Genomic DNA, 21,794 nt, shown 5'->3' on the forward strand with positions numbered 1-21,794 from the left:
GCGGCCCGCGCGTGGGCGCGCCGCCGCCACGGCCATCCGCCGGCGGCGGGTTCCGGCTGGGAGCGCCTGCGCGCCCGGCTGCGGCCACCCGCCGTGGGGCCGGGGCCGTGGTGGCCGCTGGGCGGGGCCCTGGGACTGGCTGCCGCCCTGTCCGGGCGGGCGGTGGTCACCGGCATCGGGCCGGCGGACAAGCCCATGCAGGCCTCTGACGGCGTCTGGCACCTGAATGCGGCCGCCTACGTGCGTGACCTCGCCGATGCCTACCCGATCGGCGCGCTCGCCCCCATGTACTGGGGGGAGGTCCACTACTACCCGACCGGTTGGCACGCCCTGACCGCGATCGTGCCCGCGCCCGTTGCGGTGTCCGCCAACCTCACCGTGCTGGTCGGGCTCGCCGTGGTCTGGCCGCTGGGCTGCGCCTCCCTGCTGTCTGCCCTGTTCAGCGCGCCCTCGCGGCGCATCCGAGACGCCTTGCCGCTGCTGACCGGCATCGTCGCCTCCACCATCGCCACCGGCCCCTTCGTGCTCATGTCGATCCTGTGGCCCTACGGGTGGGCGGTGTGCCTGCTGCCCGGGGCGGTGTCGCTGGTCATGGCGGCAAGACCCCGTCACGGTGCGCGCCGTGCGGCCGCCTCCCGGGTCGGTGGTTGGCTGGCCGCCGGCTTCGCCTGCCTGGGACTGGTGGCGGTGCACGGCGCCTCCGCGTTCAACCTGGCGGTTATCGGCGTGCCCGCGCTGCTGGTGGTGGGGCTGGTGGCGATCACGCAGCGCTGGCGCACCGGAAACCGCCAGCGGATGATCATCATGGCCCTGGCCGGCCTGGTTGTGCTGGCGGTGGCCCTGGGCGTGATTGGCTTCTGGGACCAGCTGCGGATGCTGTTCACCTACCACCGGCCGAGTGCGAATGCGATGGCGGTGCTGCGTGAGGCCTTCCACGACTCGGCCATGACCCGGGCCATCCGCGACGGCGGCTGGGGCGGGGCCAGCCTGACCGTGGTCGCGGCCGTCGGAGTGGTCGTCTCCGTGGTTCGACGCCAGCATCGCTGGGCGATCCTCACCGCTGTGCTCGCCGTGCTGCTGATGGTCGCCTCCGTGTACACGGATGGTCCGCTGCGCGTGTTCGCCTCGCCCTGGTATTTGCAGCGCGCCCGGATCATGCCGCTGTTCGAGATCGCCGTCCTGGTGCTGGCGGTGACCGCGCTGGAGGGGCTAGGGGACTCGGCGCGGGGGCGCCGCGCGGCGCTGCTCGCCTCCCCGCAGCCGAACCGTGCCGACTGGGGATTGCGCGCGGCGGCGGCGCTGCTCGCCGTGAGTACGGTCGCCCTTGGCGGCGCCGCGGTCGCCCGCTCGGGCTTTCACCACTACGTAATCGCCTTCTCCTACCAGCCGACGATCAGCCGCTGGCCGATGATGCTGTCCGAGGAGGAGATCGACTTCATCCGCGCGTCCGCGGACCTGCTACCCGAGGACGCGGTGGTGCTCGGTCAGCCCACCAATGGTTCGGCCTACTACTGGTCACTGACCGGCACCGACGTGGTTTACCCGACCCTGCGCCGCTATGCCGAAGCGGACCGCCGCATCGTGGCTCGGCACGCGGACGAGATCTTTGACGATCCGCAGGTGTGCGCCGCCCTGGACCGGCTGGGTGCCCACTACTACTACACCGACGACGACCCCACCGAGGGCGGCGCCCCCGGCGGTGCGGAGACGCCACGCTGGCCCAACCAGCTCGACGAGCTGCCGCGCGAGGCGTTGATGCGGGTGGCGACCGACGGCGACCACACACTGTGGTTGATCAGTGCCTGTGGCTGGGACCAGTAAGTCGGCGTGGCACTCGGTGCATCTGGTTTCATGGTGCCGATGTATGCGAGCTTGAGCATGACGGCGAGCGCGGCGTCCAGTTCCCCGGCCCTTCTGCCCGGGGTGGCCGTCGTCGCGCTCATCCTGCTGCTGCCCGGCTGGGTCGTGGCCCGGGCCGCCCGGCTGAATGCGTCGGCGGCCCTGGCACTCGCCCCGGCACTCGGCTGTGCGATCGCCGGGACGGCAGAGATCCTTGCCCAGGTTGTAGGCGCGCCCTGGTGCCCGTGGGGGTGGGGATTCATCGCCGCCCTGACTGCGCTGGTCGCCGTGGTGGCGCGCCTGCTCGCCGGCCGCGGTGAGGCTGTGGGCCGACGGCTTGGCGCTTCCCGGGCGGACCGCGTGATCCTGGGGAGCGGCCTGGCTGTGGCCGTGGCCGTACCGGCGCTGGTTTTTCTCACTACCCTGCCTGGTGCGGACTACCCGGCCCAGGCCTTCGACGCCGTCTTCCACCTGAGTGCCGTGGCCACAATTCGGGAAGGCGGCAATGCCTCCATGCTCGGCGGCCTCGCCGACCTGTATGGCGGCCGGGCGGTCTACTACCCCACGGTCTGGCACGGGCTCGTCGCCCTGGCTCCCGGCAGCGCGGTGGCTGCAACCAACGCCGCCGTTCTGGCGGTCCTCGCCCTTATCTGGCCGCTGACCGCCTGCGGCATGCTCATCCAGCTGGTCGGCGCGGGCATGGGCCCCATGCCCGGCACGGGGGGTGTGCCCGGCGCGCAGCTCGACCGTGATCGCCTCCGGGCGATCGCGGTAGCGATTACCGTCGCCCTGTCAGCGGGGCTGGTGGCCTTCGCCCTGCTGCCCATGACCGCGCTGGCGGTGTGGCCCTATGCGCTCAGCGTGCTGGGCCTGCCGGGGGTGATGGTGGTCATGGAGGTGCTGCGCATCGATACCGCCCAGTCGCCGCGCCGGCGGGCGGTGGCTTGGCTGCTGCTCGTAGGCGCCTGCGGTGGCGTGATGGCCGCACACGGCACCGGATTGTTCAATCTGATGGTGCTAGGACTTCCGTTCGCAGCGGGTGCGCTTGGCAGGCTGCGTCACCTACACGGACGGGCACGGGCGTGGTTGCTCGGCGGGGGAGCGGTCGGCGTGCTGATACTGGCGGCCGCTGCCTGGCTGCTGCGCAGTTCGCTGGCCTCCGTCATGGGCTACCGGCGCCCGGCCGGCGGGCCGGCGGGCGCTGCGGGCACGCTGTTGCAGGCGCTGGCAGACCTACCCATGTACGGCTCCTACGCCGGCGCCCTGATCCCCACGGGCGCGGTCTTCGGTGCACTCGTGATCGTGGGTGCCTGGAAGGGACGGCGCGATCGGCGGCTGCGCCCCTGGCTGGCGGCGTGGCTACTGGCGCTGGCACTCGTCGTGATGGTCGGGGGACCGCAGTGGGCGGGTCGTCAGCTCGGTTCACCCTGGTACCTGCAGAAGGCACGTATCGCCCCATTGGTGCTGCTGCCGGCACTGGTCCTGGCCAGTGGCGCGGTGCAGGCCCTGGCGGCCCGGTTGCTCCAACAGCGCACAGCGCAGTGGCGACGGGCGGGCGCGGTCGCACTGGTGCTGCTGGCGACGGTGCCGGTGTTGACGCGGATACCGTTGGAGCGTGCACTCGTCGCCTCGATCTACGATCCGAAACGCATCCAGTACGGCACCCTGGTCACCCCCGACGAGATCTCCCTGTTTGAACGGGCGACAGCGGTGCTGCCGGACGACGCCGTCGTGGTTGGCGCACCGTCATTGGGCGGCGCCTACCTGTGGTCGCTGGGAGGTGTGCACGTGGCCTACCCGATGCGGGCGGCCCCCACGAAGAACACGCCCCAAGCGGAATTGCTTGAGGCTTGGCCCGAGTTGGACCACCACACATGCGAGGTGCTTGACGAACTTGGCGCCGAGTTCTTCTTCATCAATACCGACGCGACGGCTTCCGGATCCGTGACCGGTGCGGCCCCGCTTCGCTGGGACGCCCCGCTGGCGCAGGTTCCTGACACCGGGCTCGAACTGGTGGACTCGGAGGGCGCGGCGCAGATCTGGCGCATCACCGGCTGTGAAGGTGATGCGCCAGGAAGTGATACCGCCACGTCATCGGCCTCTCGTGTCTCGTCGTTCAAAAGGTCGTGACGCGTCGTGGGAACATCCTGGACAGTGGCCGTGCTGCTCGCGGCCCTTTTGTTTATCACCGTGGTGGCGCCAGGTGCTCTGCTTCTAAGAGCTGTCGGAGCACCTGGCAGGGTTGCTCTCCCGGCAGGGCCGGCAGCCACTGTGTTCATTGTTGGGACAGTGAGCACGGTAATGAAACCGTTGGGGATCCCCTGGACTCCGATCAGCGGGTGGACTGTGCTCATTGGATGTGCCGTAACCGGCTGCCTCGTCCAGTACGGACGCAGACGTCTATTGGGACGACGGCACGCGGCCGTTGATCCGTCCATCCGCAGTAGCTGGGTCCCGGCGCTGTTTGCCGTCGGTGGGATCGCCATGGCGGCAACGCTCCAGTTGATCGTGCTGACCAGCGTGTCTAGATCAGCGGATGCTCTGCTCCAAAACCACGACGCAATGTTCCATCTCAACCTCATTGAGGAGACTTACCGGAGTGGGAACGCGTCGATGTTCTCGGCGGCGAAGTCACTTAACGGTGGCCAGTACTACCCAAATACGTGGCACACATTGGCGTCGCTGCTGCGCCCGGTGGTGTCAACCCCGGCCGCTTTCAACATCATGCTGGTTCTGGTATGCGCAATGGTCGTGCCTTTCGCCCTCGTGTGCCTGACGCGCGCAGCCGGAGGCGGAGGTATTGCAACTCTAGTCGCCCCGGCACTGGGGTGTGCCAGTATTTGGCTCCCGGGATTCATGGTCACCTTCAACGCACAGGTTGCTGCGGCCTGGGCGATAGCCATCGCCCTCAGTGCTGCGGCGGCGATGCTGGTCGTCATCCGGCTGCGCTCCACCCGGCTGGCACTCGGTGTTGGTGCCGTAGCCGTTGGAGGGACGACGATGGCGCACGCCGGAGCGGGGCAGTGGTTGATCATCGTCATGCTGTTTGCGGGTGCTGTGTGGCTGGTCGGTTCGCCGTTGTCGTCCGGTTCCGCGCTGCGCCGGAGCGTCCTGGCGGTGGCCATGGTGGCGTTGCCTCTGAGCACTATGATGGCCATTCCGCAGTTGCGGGTTATGGGCGCGTACAACCATAGCGTCCGTCCGCTGGAGACTGTGGTAAAGCAAACTCTGTGGCTTGATCCCATTGACGGCTCCATCTGGGACAACGTGTTGTTGGTCCTGCTTGCCCTAACCGGCGTGGTGATACTACTGCACTCCCGTAGGCTCATGCTTCCGGCCGTGTGGGGGAGCACGGTCGTTCTCAGCGTGATAACCGCATTGCCTGAAGGACCGTGGTGGGCGCTGACCGGCGGATGGTGGGGCGACAACAACCGGTATCTGGCAACGCTGGCGCTGCTATCCGGATGCCTTGCTGCTATCGCCCTTGAAACGTGTGCGGGCGCACGTAGGACAGGCAAGCATGCACGTATGCCAATCACTCGCCGGATGCTCGGCGCCGTCATGGCATGCATCCTTGTCATGTTCGTGGCTATTCCGGGTGTCGAACGTTTTGACTTCTGGACCCGCCGCGGGTACGACGAGACGGCCCTGGTTCACCCTTCGTGGATCAGTTCCGAAGAGAGATCCACACTGGAAGCGCTTCCGCCCGGCACCTTGGATGATGCCGTCGTCTACGGTGTGCCTTCCTCCGGTGCTGCACTGGTGCCTGTGCTCTCCGCCGGCAATGCCTTTGTGCGCATTGATACTTCCCGTAGCCTTCCCTCTGCGCAGGAATATCTGGCCGTTCACTTCAACGAAATCAACAGCGATCCCCGCGTCTGTGAAATCATCAACCGAAACGGCGGCGAACCCATGTACTACGATGACACCACTCTGGATGAAGAGAAGGCGAGCAACGAGTTCCCCGGCTACAGAGACGTTGACGTCACGCATGGGTTCGAACTCGTCGCGCAGTTGGATACCGCGACGCTATGGCGCATCACCGCCTGCGACGGCCAATAGGAACCGCAGCGCCCAACCTTTCCGGTCGGGCGCTGCGGGGGTGGCTCACTGTCCCTGGGCGGCGTACTTGGCCTCGACCTCCGCCTTCAGCGGGCGCCACCAGGACTCGTTGTCCCGGTACCAGTCGATGGTGGCCTGCAGGCCGGAGCGGAAGTCCGTGTATTGCGGGGCCCAGCCGAGCTCGGTGACGAGCTTGGAGTTGTCGATCGCATAGCGCATGTCGTGGCCGGGGCGGTCGTTCACGTGCTCGTAGTCGCTGGGGTCGTGTCCCATGAGCTCGAGGATGAGCTCGACGACCTCCTTGTTGCTCTTCTCCCCGTTGGCACCGATCAGATAGGTCTCGCCGATGCGGCCCTTCTCAATGATGTCCCACACGGCGTTGTTGTGATCCAGCACGTGAATCCAGTCGCGCACGTTTTCGCCCGCGCCGTACAGCTTGGGGCGCACGCCGTCGATCAGGTTGGTGATCTGGCGAGGAATGAATTTCTCGATGTGCTGATAGGGCCCGTAGTTGTTCGAGCAGTTGGAGATGGTCGCCTCCACCCCGAAGGAACGCACCCAGGCGCGCACCAGCAGGTCACTGCCGGCCTTGGAGGAGGAGTAGGGGGAGGAGGGGTTGTAGGGGGTGTCGGGAGTGAACTTGGCCGGGTCGTCAAGCTCGAGGTCGCCGTAGACCTCGTCGGTGGACACGTGGTGGAAGCGCCCCCCGTGGCGGCGCACCGCTTCCAGCAGGGTGAAGGTGCCCACCAGGTTGGTGCGGATGAAGGGGGAGGGGTCACGCAGCGAGTTGTCGTTGTGAGACTCGGCGGCGAAGTGGACCACCACGTCGGCGTCGGCCACCAGTGGGTCCGCCGTGTCTGCGTCGGCGATGTCCCCGACCACCAGGTTGATACGGTCGCCCAGATCCTCCAGGGAGCCACGGTTGCCGGCGTAGGTGAGCTTGTCGAGCACCGTCACCGTCGCGTCGGGGTGACGCACCAGGGTCTGGTGGACGAAGTTGGCGCCGATGAACCCGGCGCCGCCGGTGATGAGGACGTGCATGGAGTGCTCCCCCTGCGCTGCTAGAAGGCATTCGAACGTTGCCATCATGCCATAAGTCCGCAGGTCGACAGTTGTGCGCAGTCCGGCAAAGGGATCCGAACATGAGCGATCTCCCTCGGAGACGCGTCGGGGTGAAATAGTTCTGCAACCTTAGTCGTGCTTCAGGGCGCAACCAGCGAGATGCAGCGAGTATATCGATAACCACGCGCCCGTAATTACATCGGTGGCATTATGGCGTGAAGCACAACGCGGCGGAATGACAAGATGTGACGGGTAAAGTGCCTCATGATTCACGCGAGTCACATACGCCCCAATGTGCACATGTGACTCATGGGTTTGGTGGCGATGGCGAAAGGATCCTCATGAGAGCCCCACGACTTCTCGGAATGGCCGCAGTGGTCCCGCTGCTCGCGGCCGGACTCATGCCCGCCACGACGGCGGTCGCCGATACTGCCGAGACGGCCGCACCCGTGCAACTGCTTGAACTGACCACCTCCACCGGTGAGGCAACCGAGGTAGCCGAGGCTGGACTTGAGGAGACGACGTCGGCCGGCACGAGCGGCGGTACCGGTGTCGCCCCCGGACTCAACGAGCGCCTGGCAACGGTGGCTCGGGCGGCCTCCGCCGGCGGCGTGGACCCGGAGGCGGACGCCCTCCTGCTTACCGAACCGCTTGAGGTAGACGACTTCCTGGTCGCCGGATTTACCTGGACCGGCGCCGACGAGCTGCCCGACGGCCTGGACGTCTACCTGCGCGTGCGGGAGAACGGCGTCTGGTCCGAGTGGTACTTGAATGAGGCATCGGGGGCCGGCCGGGACGACTCCGTCGGTGTTGCCGGCACGGAGGAGTTCGTCACCGGCGGTGCGGACGCCGTGCAGGCCAGCGTCATCGGCGATGCGGCCGACCTACCCGCAGATCTCCAGCTGGCGCTGATCCCCGGCCAGCCCGTTGGCGAGGAGGTACTCGAGCCCGAGAACCTTGACTCCGTGGACGCCGAGCCCACCGCGGTGGCCACGCCCGAGGAGGCGGAGGACAACCTGACGAGCGGCCTGACTGCACCCACCGACGTGGTAACGCAGGCGGCGGATGATGCGGCCCCACAGGAGGGGGAGCCGGAGCCTACCGAGGCTGCAACCGCAACCACCGAGTCCGCTGCGGCCTCGACCGGCACGAGCGGCGGGACTTCCATTAGCCCGAACCTGCCCGCTGCGCTGGCGGCAGCCACCACCGCGGGCAGCCTGCCGGTGCCCGTGATCACGCGCGCGGAGTGGGGCGCCAACTCCTCCTATATGACCTGGACGCCGTCATACGTGACGGCCGATCATGTCATCGTCCACCACACCGCCGGTACCAACAGCTACACCTCAAGCCAGTCCGCCTCCATCGTGAACGGCATCTACTACTACCACGCGGTCACCCTCGGCTGGGGCGACATCGGTTACAACTTCCTGGTGGACAAGTACGGCCAGGTGTTCGAGGGCCGCTACGGCTCCACCAGTGCCGCGGCCGGCAAGATGGTGGTGGGTGGTCACGCCTACGGCGCCAACACCGGCACCATGGGCATCTCCATGATGGGCACCTACACCAGCGTGTCCCCCTCCTCCACCCAGTTGACCAATGTCGGCAAGATGGCCGGCTGGTTCCTGAAGCGGGCCGGGGTCACCAGCGCCACCGGCTCCTCCAACTTCACCTTCAAGTCCACGGAGAAGTACAAGGCTGGACAAACCATCTCCCTGCCCGTCATCTCCGGGCACCGCGACGTCGGCTACACCACCTGCCCCGGCGACGTCGGATACTCCAAGCTGGGCCAGATCCGCTCGACCGCGCAGAGTCAGATCAACGCCATGGGCGGTAGCTCTAACACGAAGGCGTCGAACTCCCGCCAAATCCACCTCAACAACGGGTGGTCGGGCACTGCGAGCGTGGTCTTCTACTACGGAGCATCAACATCGACGATCCTGGCGGGCGACTGGAACGGTGATGGTGTGGACACCACGGCTCGGCGTGACGGCACGCTGTTCGGCTTCCGCAACTCGAACACCAGCGGTGACTCGTTGCGCACCTTTGCGTACGGCCGAGCTGGGGATGAGGTACTGGTCGGCGACTGGGACGGCAACGGTACCGACACGTTGGCGGTGCGCCGCGGCTCGACTTTCTATTTCAAGAACTCGATGAATGCGGGCAGTGCCGACAAGGTGGTCGTATATGGTCGGGCAGGTGACCAGGTGCTGGTCGGAGACTGGAACGGTGACGGCAAGGACACGCTGGCGGTGCGCCGCGGCGCCACTTACCACATCAAGAACTCAATCACCAGCGGCAGCGCCGACCGGGTTGTGGTCTATGGCCGCACCGGGGACGAAGCAATAGTGGGAGACTGGGACGGCAACGGAACCGACACACTCGGTGTTGTCCGCTGACTCCCTGGTGGCGGAGAGGTGGGCGGTCGGATGCGGTAGTGTCGGTCCAACCGTTGGTCCTTGACGGGCCCGGAGACCGATCGGAGGTACGACGTGGCGATCTTCGCCGACTTGAGCGAGTCGCGTGAGCTCTTGTATAACCTCACGATGAGGGAGGTGAAGGGAAAGTACAAGCGCACAGCACTCGGACAACTCTGGTCATTGGCCAACCCGCTCGCTCAGATGGTGATATACTCATTCGTCTTCCAATTCGTCATCCGTGTGCAGCCTGACGCCGGCGATCCCTCGGGGCTGAACATATTCGCCTTGTGGCTGATGTGCGGCATTCTCCCATGGTCATTCTTCACCAACGTGGTGAATGGTGGCATGGGCGCGCTCGTCGGTAACGAGAACCTAATTAAGAAAGTATATTTCCCCAGGTCGGCGCTCCTGGTATCAAACTCGTTGTCATGGCTGTACAACTGGGCTATGGAGATGGCCGTGCTCGTGGTTGCGATAGCGATACTGGGCGGGCGTCCATGGTTATGGATTGTGCCGACGCTGCTCTTAATGGGTCTACTTGCACTTTTTGCAACCGGTGCGGCCATGATGATGTCCATGGCGAACGTGTACTTCCGAGACACGCAGTATCTGGTCGGAATCCTCTTTCAGTTGTGGTTCTATGCGAACCCGATAGTGTATCCAGCGTCGATGGTCGCTGCGCAGTCGGACAAGATCGGCCCGTTCCTGGGGGTTACTGTAATGGAGCTTTATAAGCTCAATCCCTTCTACTACTACATTATGGCGTTTCGGAACCTCTTGTACGACAACAGGCTCCCCGATCCGTCCACCATCGGCATTGTGGTGGTACTGTCGGTCTCTGTGTTCCTCATCGGCTGGAGGCTGTTTGATCGGCACCAGCCACGACTTGCGGAGGTGCTCTGAATCTTGACCCCGAATGCGGCTATTTCGGTCAATGGTGTCTCCAAGCGCTTTCGCATCTACAAGGAACGGAATCAAACGCTGAAGGCGGCCATACTCAGGCGCAGGCGCTCGGTTTATGAAGACTTCTGGGCGCTGCGGGATGTTGACTTGGAGATTCCCCAGGGGTCCACCTACGCGCTCGTGGGGGACAACGGTTCAGGTAAGTCAACCCTATTGAAGTGTTTGGCCAAGATACTTGTGCCAGATGGCGGCACCATCACCACGCGGGGCCGGATGGCGGCGATGTTGGAGGTGGGATCTGGATTTCACCCGGAGCTCTCCGGTCGCGACAATGTCTACTTAAACGGTTCCATCCTAGGGATGAGTAAAAAGGAGGTGGATGCCAAGTTTGATGAGATTGTGGACTTTTCGGGCGTTGAGGAGTTCATTGATCAACCGGTAAAGAACTACTCGTCGGGGATGTATGTGCGCCTCGGATTCTCTGTGGCCATCCACACGGAACCGGAAATCCTGTTGGTAGACGAGATCCTTGCGGTTGGCGATGCCGCATTTCAGGAGAAGTGTGGGGAGAAGTTCGCCGAGTTCCGCCGTGACGGGCGTACCGTGGTTCTGGTGTCACATTCGATGCCTCAGATCCGTGCAATGGCCGACCGCGCGGCATGGCTGGCTCATGGTCGGATTCAGGATGAGGGGGAGGCGAAGGTGGTTCTGGAGAAGTACGCAGACTCGACACGTGCCAACGTCCGTGTTGATGCTAACGGACGCGTTCGCTGGGGAAGCGGTGAAGCGCGTGTCGAACAAGTAGAACTGCTCGACCGCCACGGAACGCCTACCGGGGGGCACGTGTGCACAGGTGATGAGGTCATTATGCGCCTGCACTACAATGCCGAGACCCGGATCGAACATCCACATTTCGGATTCGCGATGGAGACGAGTGACGGAGTTTATCTCTGGGGCAATAATACTCGCGACCTCGAGTTCGACGTCCCGTATCTTGAGGGGAGGGGCAGCGTGGACCTGACTGTTCCGCGATTGCCTCTGCAACCCGGCCAGTATATTATTCACGGCTCAATTGTTGACACGTCCACGCTGCACGTGTACGACTATCTACGGGACAGTGCGCGGCTGTACGTTGCGCGCGGAATACCATTTGAGTCGGGTGGCCCGCTAATTATGGACGGGCGCTGGAGTTGGCCAGCGGAGGTACATGAATGAACACGATCGCCACGCCCGCGCGCACGTCCTTGCCGCGAGTCCTCGTTGTTACATTAGATGCATTGACACAACGTATGGCGGGCCCTGCTATCCGCGCGTGGGAAATCTCCTCTCATTTGGCCGAGCGTGGTCACCGCGTCCGCTTAGTCACATTCGGTAAGTGTGAACGAAGCGACGTTCGATTTGGAACTGCTCAGGTCAGCGTAGAGAGCTTCCGTGCCGAAGTCGAAGGCGCTGATGTAGTGATCATCCAAGGCTTCGTCGCCGCGACGTTTCCGTGGCTGAAAGACGTGCCTCAATGTTTAGTCGTGGATCTCTACGATCCGTTCCAACTGGAATCGTTGGAGGTTGAGAAGTACAAGCCGTTGCCCGAGCGCCACGCCGCACTGGCCAACGCGTTGCGGGAGCTTTCCGCGCAGTCGGTGCGCGGTGACTACTTTATCTGTGCCTCAGAAAAACAGCGCGATCTGTGGATCGGTCACTTGGCTTTGGCTGGTCGTGTTAATCCGGAGACCTATGATGCGGACCCGTCGCTTCGCTCGCTTTTAGGCGTCGTTCCGTTCGGTACTTCTGATAGTCCTGCCATCCAGTCTCGGCACGCGATTAAGGGCGTGATCCCGGGGATCGGTGAGGACGACCCGGTCATCCTGTGGGGAGGCGGCGTCTACAATTGGTTCGACCCGCTCACGACGATACGCGCGGTGGTGCGTGTTCGTGACACGATTCCGAATGTGCGGCTATTCTTCCTAGGGATGAAGCATCCGAATCCTGATGTCCCTGAGATGACGATGGCGGTGCGCACGCGTGCGCTTGCGGATGAACTCGGACTCACTGGGACTACGGTGTTCTTTCATGAAGATTGGGTTGTCTACGAGGATCGTGTAAATTATCTCAAGGATGCCGATGTTGGTATTTCCACCCACTTCGACCATGTGGAGACGTCGTTCTCCTTCCGCACCCGGATCCTGGATTATTTGTGGGCGGGGCTTCCGATAGCCTGTACGGCGGGCGATTCCTTCGGCGATTTGGTGGCGGCGGAGGATCTGGGAGTGGTCGTCTCCGAGTGCGACGATGCGGCCCTCGCCGCGGGAATCCTCGATATTTTGAATGATGCGGGGCGTGCGCAGCAGATTCGGGACAACGTAGCACGAGTGGCTGAGCGGTATACATGGTCGCGGTCGCTGACGCCGCTGTTAGACTATTGTGCGGCTCCAAGGCGTGCGGCCGATGCGGCCCGGTTGACAACGGGCGGAGGGTACCCCGGCGAGTCGGGGCTCCCGGTGATGACGAAGGCGGGTATCGCGCTGCGTAGCGCGGTGCGGGTGATGCGTACTAGTGGCGTGTCCGGCGTCATTTCGAAGACCAAGATGCGGTTGGCGCGCAGCGGCCGGCGAGGGCGGTAGCAGCTGAAGTGATTACGAAAGCGGGAACCGTGGGGATGCGGCGCGTCTTCGTATGGATACGCCGGCGTCGGGTGGACTTATTGATTGCCGCCATTCTGTTGGTTACTTCGTTGGTGGCCTCGGCCGTCACTATTTTCCGTGCACCCCAGGTCAGTCCGATCGACGAGATCAGTCACATTGATTACGTCTGGCGGGTTATGCACGGCGAGCTTCCACATCGTGGGGATGAGCTCACAGATTTCGCCTTGAACCAGTGGGCTTGCAGAGGGCAGGAAAATGTCGGCGATTCTCTGCCCGCGTGCGGTACGACGGACCGCGCAGAATTCGACATCATCACGGAGAACTACAACGCTTGGCAACCACCGTTGTTCTTCGCTGTTGTGGGAATGATGACCCGTGTCGGGATGATGCTGACCTCCTTTGATGCGGTCGTTCTGATGCGGTTGGCGTGCGCTGTCATTTTCGCCGTCGGCTTGGTCTGCCTGTATGCGATCATGCGTCGCTGGGGCGTACCAGCTGCGGTTGCTTTCGGTTGCTGCGCCCTTCTATTCGGAATGTCAGCGTTCGCGTTGACGTCTAGTACCGTGTCCACGGACGCGCCATTCCTGTTGGTCGGTGTCGGCGCTGCGTGGGTGCTGAAGCGTGAGGCCAGAGACGAGAAGCACGGCTGGCATATTGCGCTGCTCGTCGGTCTGCTCTCAGCTCTGGTTAAGACCATCGCGTGTGCGGCCGTGTTAGTGGTTGCGGTTGTGTTGGGGGTTACTGGTCTTTACCGGTTGCTGCGGCACCGTGCTGACGGATGGCGTTGTGGCTTTACCGCGCTCGGGGCCGTCGTGGGTGTCGGAATTGGGACGCTGACTTGGAACGCGTACACCTCCGCGCACACCCCCGCGGGCTGGCAGAATCCGGTGCTCGGTGTCAACACAGTGGTGCTGGAGAGCGGCGAGCTGCCGTTCCTGCACTGGCTGGCAACCGGTACGAGCGTCTTCGGGTGGTCCGGCTTCTGGGAACCTGCACAAACGGTTACCTATCTTGGCAGCTTTACCCAGGGGATCGCTGCGCTGCTGCTGACCGCTGCGCCGTTCATGGCTGTGCTGGTGCTGAGCGGTCCTGAACGTAAATTGGGTTGGGTAGGGTTGCTCGGCCCGTTTATGGTGGTGATGTTCGTCGAGGTCCAAGAATGGCTCCGCGAGAACGCCTATTTCGCTACTGTCTTTCCTCGATATGGACTCTCGCTTGTTGCGCTGACGGCTCTGTGTTTGGCCGTTGCACTCCGAAACAGGTCGCGTACGACTCAGGCGCTCACCGCGTTAGGAGGGACGTTGATTGCGGTGCTCAGCGTGCTCGACGCCATGGGTATGGGGGCCTTGTCGGTATCATGAGCGCGGTCGCCGGCGTCTGGGCCGTTGTTGTCAGCTATCACCCGGGGCAGGAACTTCGGGGACTGCTTGAGTCACTTACTGAACAGTGTGAGGGCGTCGTCGTAGTAGACAACGGCTCTGACACGGACGAACTGTCCGGTTCCTCAGGTATACGCTCGCTGTGTCACGCCGTGGGAGCTGTCTTGGTTGAGCAGGGGGCTAACACGGGCGTGGCCACGGCTCAGAATCGCGGTATATCGGTCGTGCGTGCGCGGGGCGCACGTTTCGTGGTGCTGTTCGACGACGACTCCGCACCGTCCGACGGAATGATTGCAAAGCTCCGCGAGGCGCTAGCCCAGGGCGACCACGGCCGAGTAGCGGCTGTGGGTCCGTTGATTCGAGAGAACAAGCCGGGCGGTGACCAGTTGGTCTACGTTGCTCGGCGCTGGGGGCCCCGGCGGGCCACGGTCGACGAGTTGCGATCTCCCCGGCTATCTGCCGCCTTCTTGCTGGCCTCCGGCTGCCTGATTGATCTGGACGTCTTAGCAGAGGTCGGGGGAATGAATGAGGCCATGTTCATTGACCACGTGGATCTCGAGTGGGGCCTGCGCGCCCGCAAGGCGGGCTATGCCCTGCTAGTGGCTACCGGAACGGTCATGAATCATTCTCTCGGAGATGAGACGGTTCAGCTGCCGGGGCGAGCACAGCCCGTCCATGTTCACGGGCCGATACGCGGTTACTACCTGATGCGAAACACGATCGCGCTGATACGGTCCGGCCTCATGCCCGTTGCCTGGAGGGTCGGCTACTTGGTGTGGATGTTGAAGTACATTGCCTTCAACGCACTCATTGCCGACAGACGCCGTGAGCGTCTGCGCGCAATGAGTCGTGGCATCGTGGACGGGCTGCGCGACAGGGGCGGCCCGGCTCCCTTTTGACGGCTGGCGGGGCTTCAACGCTTAGCGACCGTGCGTCTGATGACGCGCACGGCACGCTTGACGACGGCCACAGCACCTTCACGCTGGAACAGATCCTGCGTCTTGAGCAGCATGCGGTGGGTTCGTGATACAGGTGGCGCGTCAGGGACCGGTACAGCGACGTAGGCATCGACCCGCGCGTCCACACTGGAGAAAGGCTCATCGTCGGCGACGTCCTTCCACCCGCTGTGCGCGCGGTGTCCGTGCTCGCGTACGGCAAGTGCGACGTCGATGAGGATGTTCTCGTAGACCACGGCTTGGAGGTACGGGGAATAGTTAAGCAGTGCTTCCCGGCGCGCATGGGCGCCCACGCGCGCGCGTGCTCTGGGACTTTCGAGCAGAGTCTCGAGCGCACGCTCCCACTCTTGAGGCGTTTTAGCGAGGTAACCGGTCCGTCCATCGTCGATGGCCTCACGGAAGGGTTGAGTTGGCGAGGCGATCGTGGGAGTCTCGACCAGGGCTGCCTCCAGCCACTTAATGGCTGATTTGGACTCGTTGAAAACGGAGTCTCCGGTCAGTGGCGCCAGACAGATATCGGTATCGCGCAGGGCCCGCGGCAACTCTTGCCAGTCAAGGAAGGGGAGACGCTGCACGCGGTCTCCGAAGCGCTGCAGGGCAGTGGTGGGCTGAATGTGGCCGCCGAGAACCAGGACCACGTCTTGGTGTCGTTCCATGACCGCGGTGACTGTGGACTCAATGCTCGCCCAGTCGGCGTCGTGCGTAGTGGTGCCCGAGAAATACCCAATACGCGGGGGTCCAGGGGTGCGGGGAGAGGCGACAGCTGCGTCGGAGGCGCGGGCCAATATTCTCCCGACGCCGTTGGCGAAGCGGTATGCGGGCAGTCCTGTCAGCTCGTTCGCCCGGTCGCACAGAACTTGTGTCGATCCAATATAAGCGTCAGAGTTCTCTAGTGTGGTGCGATAGCGCTCGACACCGTGCCACCACAGATCTGCCTCCGCATCGGAGAGTCCATCAAGGTTATCTAGCGTGCCACGTAGCGACGGATCGAAAATAAGATCATCGACGTCGAATAGAATCGGCACGGTCCGGTCCGAGTCCTTGATACTGTTGATGAGCTCCAATATCTGATTGGTGGCAGGAACTCGGTAGAGAACGACGGCGTCCGCCTTGCCGGCGATCTCGGTGAGCTCCGGATCACGGTAGTGACGGACGTCAGTGTGGTATCCGCGTATTCGTAGCGCCTCGGCGGGCAAGTGCACCCGGTACCGCAGCGGGGCGCCAGAGATACCGACAATGAACAGGATCCGGTGCAAGAGACTGCGTTGGGCATCGCGCACTGCGGCCTGTGAGTCCGCTTGTGCCGAGGGCGCCGACGGGCCGTCGACTAGATCTTCGTAAAGCTTGAGAATGCCGGCCGCCTGATCGGAGAAAGTGCGGATAGGTGAGGACGCCCCCCGGCCCGTCATTGACCTGGCGGTGCTGGGATCGGAGGCGAGTTCCCTCAGGGCATTGGCTAAGGCCTCGGGGTTGCCCGCCGGAATGATCAGTCCGTTGAAACCATCCTCCACCGCCTCCTCAGGGCCGAGCGTATCCGTACACACCACACCCAGGCCCGCGGCGAGAGCCTCGCGAGTCAGAATCGAGTGGGACTCACGCATGACAGAGGGCAGTACAAGGAAGTCGTGCTTTGCCAGTACCGTCGGCAACTCCTCCGGGGCAAAGGCGGGCTCGAGTCTGACCCAGGCGGGAAGATTCCGAACATGTGCTTCGTGCGTGCCATAAGCGTCAAGGACGAGCTCGGAGACATCTTCGAGTCTGCGGCATGCGTCCACCAGAACATCGAAGCCCTTCATCGCCTGGGCACCACCGGCGTACATAAGGCGTAGAGGGCCGGCCGCTTCGCGTGGGCGGAGCGCCGCCGTCCGGGTGAGTGTGGCGAGCTGCTCATCCGGTAGCCCGTTCTCATCTACACGCAGAATGGAAGCGTCCACGCCGTTGGCGGCATAAACGCGGGCAGCGCTGGCGGATGGTGCGAGTACCACATCGACGGCGTCCAGCGCGCGGCGCATGCGTGCAGAGCGTTCCCGAAGGGCTGGTCCGCCGGTCTCACAGTCGCACGCTCCCAGATCGGCGACCAGCGAAGTCGGGCGCATGTCCTCGTTAACCAGGAACTGGTGGGAGCAGAACCACCAGAAGTCGTGCATGGTCAGCACCACGCGGGCACCGGCATTGTGGGCGGCCTCCACGAGTCCGACACCCAGAGTCTGAATCGAGTGAAAGTGGACCACTTGGGGACGAACTCGGTCAAGCCATGTTCGGAAAGCGGCAGTCGCCTCAGGATTGTCCCAGTTGCGTTCATCGTCCCAGGCCGTCCATGGGGTCGTCACCAGCCAGGTGACGTGTACGCCTTCAACATCCTCGTCCCAAGTCTCCAGCGGACGGCGGTTCTCATCGAGGTACCCCGCGTAAACGTAGGACTCGTGTCCGGCTCTATGCGCGGCGAGGGCGACCCGCTGCGGCACGAGGGTGCCGCCGGAAACGAAATTCGGAGGATAGTGTCCTGACACCTGGGCGATCCGCATGGGACTCATGCTACCGGCACCGTCTTGTGCTGACGGTCGTGGCGCGTCGCCGTATGCTGGCGTTCATGACCGACTCAACGCCTGTCGACCCCCATACCGACCTGCGCACAGCCGACCGCATGTTTCGTCAGGCGCTCGCAGCCCGGGCAGAAAGCGCCGAAGTACAGGGCCTCAAGCAGGAGATTGAGGAGTATCGAGCGCTGGTGACAATGTTGAGCGCGGGTATCCGCTTGCGGGACCAGTTGCTGCAGGAACAGGCGACGCGGGTGCGGGAGGAGACGCTTCGAGCGGACAGGGCCCAAGATGAGTTGCAGGCGGCGACGTCGTCGGAAGCGTCGACCGCACGCAAGGGGCATCCCGTGCTGGGTAGGCTGTCGCGGCGGGTGGCCATGCCGATCCGTGGAACCCGCCGGATTATCGGGACAATGGCTGGGAAGAACCGATGACAGCGGTCGATGTCTTCATTAGCCCGGGCAGCGACGAGGATGAGGAACGTACCCTCGCAGCGTTTGGCCTGGTGCGCCGGGAGCAGGATCGGGCATGCGTCACCCCTTGGCGCGAAGCCGTTGTGCGTCCGGAGGCGTCTCACGTGTTGCTGTTGCGGGCTGGCGACAAGGTTGAGTCGGGAGCCCTGGAAGCATTGTCGTGCTTTGCTCAGGCATTTGAGGCCCAGGTCACTACGATGAACGCCAGGACTCCTTTCGGCGTCATACACTCTCCGCGCTGGCTGCCGCTGTTGCTGGAACAACTGCCCTACGGTGGGCGTGCGGTGCTAATCGAAGGCGGGTACGCCGCGAAGAAACTGCCACAGTTGGAAGACTCGATGTCGGATTGGGAGATCTTGCTGCGAGTCACGTCGGAGGCGGAGCGGATCGTCCACTGCCCGGTGACGGCGGTGGTACAGGCCACCACGACCAGCATGGCGGCACAATCAGATCGCCCGAAGCTGACACGCATGTTCCGCGCTGCACAGGGGCGTTCCGCGGAATCAGTCGTTCTGTCCTCCGCGGGCATGCCACTCGTGCGGCATAGGGACGATGCTTCTGAGCACGTGTCGATCATCGTGCCAACCGCCTTCGCCAGTCGGCGCGTCGACGAAGCCACAGAGGTGCTGGTAGAGCGTCTATTGCGGGCACTCGTACGCACAGTCGAACATGACCGCTGGGAGGTCGTGCTTGTTGTTGACGAGACAACCGCGGATTCGGCGGTGACGCCTTGTCGGGAAATCCTTGGGAATCGTCTACGCGTGGTCCGGACGAGCGGTCCGTTCAACTTCTCCGTGGCCGTCAACGAAGGCGCGAGGCAAGCCGCGGGAGATGTTCTGCTGCTGCTCAACGATGATGTTGAACCCATCACCTCGGGTTGGATGAACAATCTTCTAGGTACGCTCGCCAGGCCAGAGGTCGTGGTTGTCGGTGCCCGACTGCTGTTTGAAGACGACACCATTCAACACATGGGAGTGGTCTGCCCTCCCGGTGAGTTACCCATGCATCCTCGGATCTTCGAGGTTGACGATCCGGGTCATCCTCAGGCGCAGGCGGATGTTCCGTATCTGGCGGTGACGGGTGCTTGCTTGATGTGTACAGCCGCCGACTTCCGGGCCGTCGGCGGATTCAACGAAGACCTGCCTCTCAATTTCAACGACATTGACTTCTGCCTCAAGGCGGGTACTGACGGCAGAGCCGTGATTTGCGTGAACTCGGTGCGGATGTGGCATCGTGAGTCCTCTACTCGTCGTCCGCAGATCACCTCTGAGGAGATCGCCTCCCTGCTGCCATGGCAGCACAGCATGATGCGTGATCCGCATATCGAATACCGACACTGGTGACCGGTGACCGGCGAAGGTTAAGTGGCGTCGGGCCCTCGGCGGGACGCCACTCGCAGGGCCCCACGGATCAATTGAGTTACTTGGTGTGGCGCAGGCCTGACACACGACGCATGGTCAGAAGACTTCCGCCGCCCATGACGAGATCCGCGACGGTCAGCACCACGCGGGACAGCAGCACCACCGCGACGACGCCGCCGGTGGTCAGCGAGCCCGCCAGGACGAGCCCGAGCACGCCCTCGCGCACGCCGGCGCCCGCGGGAACGAATACGATCAGGAAGCCGACGGTCCAGGCCATGGCGTACCCGCCGATGCACAATGCCAGCGTGGCCGGCGAGCCGGCCATTCCAATGCCGATACCCAGCAGCCACACCTGAATGCCGGCGACCGCCCAGGCGACGAGTGTCCAGGCCGTGCAGGCGCCGATCCCGGACCAGCTGACCGGATGTTCCAGCGGAGGCCGCCCCGTGAGCCGGAAGACCAGCGCGAGTAGCCGGTTGAGGACCGGCGGCAGCAGCATGACGACGAAGACGGGGAGTGTCCAGCTCACCCAGCCGTAGCTGTCGCGCAGCTGGTCTGAGGCGAAGGGCATCATCACGACCGCCAGCGCGGCGCCGGTGACGATGGAGACGATTACCGTCACCGCCATGACCGACACCGAGCGGCGGCGCGGAATGTCATGGTCTGCACCGAGCTCCGCCGCGGCGAGGATGTTCCACACCCCTCCGGGCATGTACTTGCCGAGCTGGGAGACGAAGAAGACGCGGAAGGCCGCGCTCAGCGGCAGCGTTGTGCCCATGTCCGCCAGCAGTACCCGCCAGGCCAGCATGGTCAGCAGCACGTAGATCATGCCGGCCAGCAGTGAACCGAGTAGCAGTAGCGGATTCATGCCGGCCATGGCGGCCACGATGTCATCCCACTGGGAGACGACCGCATACACGGCCAGCAGGACCACCAGCACGAGAAAGCCAACCCGGACCGGCGTGGAGCGCAGCGCATCCACGGTCTTCTTGATGAGCAGGCTCACCGAGTCGCCTCCGTGGTACGAGCGCGCTCCAGGGCAGCGACCAGCGGGAGGACGGCCTGCTCGGGCACGAAGGCCGCCGCGGCGGCCTTGGCGCGCTCACGTGCGTCGCGCAGTGCCGTCGGATCGGTTGCCAGACGCTCCAGGGCGTCCGCCAAGGCGCGGGGATCACCCGGCGGGACCAGAATCGCGCCGTCGCCGATCGCGCGGCGTTGCGGGGCGGTGTCGGAGGTGACGACGGCGCATCCGGCCGCCAGCCCTTGGTAGACCTTGTTCGGGACGACGTCGAGCGCTTTGTCGGTGGTGCCGACGATGCCGAGGCAGACGTCGTGCTCGGCCACCACACGGGGCAGCTCGGCGGAGTCCACCCAGTCGCGCCACTGAACCATCCGCTCGGCCGGGGAGCCGGCCAGGATCTGTTCGCATTCGGCGCGATCCTGCCCCGCTCCGATCAGCAACGTTCGCACCGGCACACCTCGCTCAGCAAGTTGCCGCAGCGCGTGAGCGATGTATGGCGTGCCTTGCAGCGGAGTGAACAGCCCGAAGAAGACCAAGGTGAGGGGGCGTCCTGTGTTCCGGGCGCCGTCGTCGTCGCCGCGTGCCGTGGCGGCGCCCTCTCCGGCCTCATACCAGGAAATGGGGGCCCCGACCGGGACGATCACCCCGCGGTCGGTGATGGAGGCGTCAAGCTTGGCGGCGTGCTCGGCGGTGTCCAGCACTACCACATCGGCGCAGTGTGTTGCCATACGGTCGAGGACGGACAGAAGCTTTGCCTTGGCCCCATCCTCGCCGCGGTCGCGGGCGGTGCCGGAGGCGAAGATCAGGTGGTCCAGAATGATCGTCGTGCGGGGGTAGAGCAGACGGGCCAGCAGCACGTCGAAATGACCCATGTAACCCACCAGCAGGGCGTCGGGCTTGTGGGAGCCGCGATAGCGGCGACTGCCGGCGGCCAGACGAGACCAGCGCGAGGCCAGTCGCCCGGCAAGAACCGGGAGTCGCCAGGGCTGTTTGAGGATCGCGACCCGGTCGGCGGTGCTCAGTCCCAGGGGCTCATCCAGCTCGCGGACCTTGTTGCCGGGTGTGCGACGCAAGCCCTCCAGAAGCACCTCGACGCGCGGATGCGAGGCGACGTCATAGGTGCCGAAGCCCAGAACCCTGCGCAC

The 21,794-nt window shown here is 64.1% G+C and carries 15 protein-coding genes; 11 read left to right on the plus strand and 4 right to left on the minus strand.

The features are described from left to right. From DRB06_RS16130 to DRB06_RS08375, 3 genes are all read left to right on the plus strand, one after another. A partial coding sequence (locus tag DRB06_RS16130) for a DUF6541 family protein (RefSeq protein WP_111819675.1) occupies positions 1–1,821 on the plus strand: 1,821 nt, incomplete at its 5' end. Positions 1,822–1,827: 6 nt separating this feature from the next. After that, the gene (locus tag DRB06_RS08370) at positions 1,828–3,969 is read left to right on the plus strand and encodes a DUF6541 family protein (protein WP_146750842.1); all 2,142 of its coding nucleotides are present in this window, start codon (positions 1,828–1,830) and stop codon (positions 3,967–3,969) included. A 63-nt stretch (positions 3,970–4,032) separates the two neighbouring features. After that, positions 4,033–5,901, plus strand: a complete 1,869-nt coding sequence (locus tag DRB06_RS08375; RefSeq protein WP_309300328.1) for a DUF6541 family protein — start codon at positions 4,033–4,035, stop codon at positions 5,899–5,901. Positions 5,902–5,946: 45 nt separating this feature from the next. Here the strand turns inward: DRB06_RS08375 and rfbB are convergent, their stop codons facing one another. Continuing rightward, complete coding sequence (gene rfbB / locus DRB06_RS08380) at positions 5,947–6,942, minus strand: dTDP-glucose 4,6-dehydratase (RefSeq protein WP_111819677.1); 996 nt, start codon at positions 6,940–6,942, stop codon at positions 5,947–5,949. A 362-nt stretch (positions 6,943–7,304) separates the two neighbouring features. On the opposite strand from rfbB, the gene DRB06_RS08385 reads away from it, so the two are divergent. The 6 genes from DRB06_RS08385 (at position 7,305) to DRB06_RS08410 (ending at position 15,200) form a co-directional block, all read left to right on the plus strand. After that, on the plus strand, positions 7,305–9,359 hold the full coding sequence (locus DRB06_RS08385) for a peptidoglycan recognition protein (RefSeq protein ID WP_111819678.1): 2,055 nt from the start codon (positions 7,305–7,307) through the stop codon (positions 9,357–9,359). A gap of 93 nt (positions 9,360–9,452) precedes the next feature. After that, positions 9,453–10,283, plus strand: a complete 831-nt coding sequence (locus DRB06_RS08390; protein ID WP_073327181.1) for an ABC transporter permease — start codon at positions 9,453–9,455, stop codon at positions 10,281–10,283. A gap of 3 nt (positions 10,284–10,286) precedes the next feature. After that, positions 10,287–11,498, plus strand: coding sequence for an ABC transporter ATP-binding protein (locus tag DRB06_RS08395; protein ID WP_258522206.1), 1,212 nt, complete (start codon positions 10,287–10,289; stop codon positions 11,496–11,498). Then, complete coding sequence (locus DRB06_RS08400; protein WP_258522207.1) at positions 11,495–12,901, plus strand: glycosyltransferase family 4 protein; 1,407 nt, start codon at positions 11,495–11,497, stop codon at positions 12,899–12,901. The genes DRB06_RS08395 and DRB06_RS08400 overlap by 4 nt, the downstream gene beginning before the upstream one ends. A gap of 80 nt (positions 12,902–12,981) precedes the next feature. Next, positions 12,982–14,283: a hypothetical protein gene (locus DRB06_RS08405; protein WP_220093005.1), complete on the plus strand. Its 1,302-nt coding sequence runs from the start codon at positions 12,982–12,984 to the stop codon at positions 14,281–14,283. Beyond that, on the plus strand, positions 14,280–15,200 hold the full coding sequence (locus DRB06_RS08410) for a glycosyltransferase family 2 protein (RefSeq protein WP_111819680.1): 921 nt from the start codon (positions 14,280–14,282) through the stop codon (positions 15,198–15,200). Before DRB06_RS08405 ends, DRB06_RS08410 begins: the two co-directional genes overlap by 4 nt. A 14-nt stretch (positions 15,201–15,214) precedes the next feature. On the opposite strand, the gene DRB06_RS08415 is transcribed toward DRB06_RS08410, so the two are convergent. Continuing rightward, complete coding sequence (locus tag DRB06_RS08415) at positions 15,215–17,782, minus strand: glycosyltransferase (RefSeq protein ID WP_111819681.1); 2,568 nt, start codon at positions 17,780–17,782, stop codon at positions 15,215–15,217. A 65-nt stretch (positions 17,783–17,847) separates the two neighbouring features. On the opposite strand from DRB06_RS08415, the gene DRB06_RS08420 reads away from it, so the two are divergent. Further along, positions 17,848–18,228 (plus strand): hypothetical protein, encoded by a 381-nt coding sequence (locus tag DRB06_RS08420; protein WP_139240681.1) that lies wholly within the window; start codon positions 17,848–17,850, stop codon positions 18,226–18,228. Next, a complete protein-coding gene (locus tag DRB06_RS08425; protein ID WP_111819683.1) occupies positions 18,225–19,610 on the plus strand; it encodes a glycosyltransferase family 2 protein in 1,386 nt (461 codons plus the stop codon). Before DRB06_RS08420 ends, DRB06_RS08425 begins: the two co-directional genes overlap by 4 nt. A gap of 76 nt (positions 19,611–19,686) precedes the next feature. Here DRB06_RS08425 and DRB06_RS08430 read toward each other — a convergent pair whose 3' ends face one another. Continuing rightward, on the minus strand, positions 19,687–20,634 hold the full coding sequence (locus DRB06_RS08430) for a lysylphosphatidylglycerol synthase domain-containing protein (RefSeq protein WP_220093006.1): 948 nt from the start codon (positions 20,632–20,634) through the stop codon (positions 19,687–19,689). Further along, positions 20,631–21,794 carry a glycosyltransferase family 4 protein gene (locus DRB06_RS08435; RefSeq protein ID WP_220093007.1) on the minus strand — a complete coding sequence of 388 codons (1,164 nt, stop codon included), beginning with the start codon at positions 21,792–21,794 and terminating at the stop codon, positions 20,631–20,633. Before DRB06_RS08435 ends, DRB06_RS08430 begins: the two co-directional genes overlap by 4 nt.

The sequence above is a fragment of the Actinomyces sp. Z5 genome, from assembly GCF_003287795.1.
GTDB lineage: Bacteria > Actinomycetota > Actinomycetes > Actinomycetales > Actinomycetaceae > Actinomyces > Actinomyces glycerinitolerans.

Coding starts and splice junctions, on each gene's coding strand:
- DRB06_RS08420 (WP_139240681.1), top strand. CDS start 17,848: ATGACCGACTCAACGCCTGTCGACCCCCATACCGACCTGCGCACAGCC.
- DRB06_RS08410 (WP_111819680.1), top strand. CDS start 14,280: ATGAGCGCGGTCGCCGGCGTCTGGGCCGTTGTTGTCAGCTATCACCCG.
- DRB06_RS08425 (WP_111819683.1), top strand. CDS start 18,225: ATGACAGCGGTCGATGTCTTCATTAGCCCGGGCAGCGACGAGGATGAG.
- DRB06_RS08400 (WP_258522207.1), top strand. CDS start 11,495: ATGAACACGATCGCCACGCCCGCGCGCACGTCCTTGCCGCGAGTCCTC.
- rfbB (WP_111819677.1), bottom strand. CDS start 6,942: ATGCACGTCCTCATCACCGGCGGCGCCGGGTTCATCGGCGCCAACTTC.
- DRB06_RS08415 (WP_111819681.1), bottom strand. CDS start 17,782: ATGCGGATCGCCCAGGTGTCAGGACACTATCCTCCGAATTTCGTTTCC.
- DRB06_RS08385 (WP_111819678.1), top strand. CDS start 7,305: ATGAGAGCCCCACGACTTCTCGGAATGGCCGCAGTGGTCCCGCTGCTC.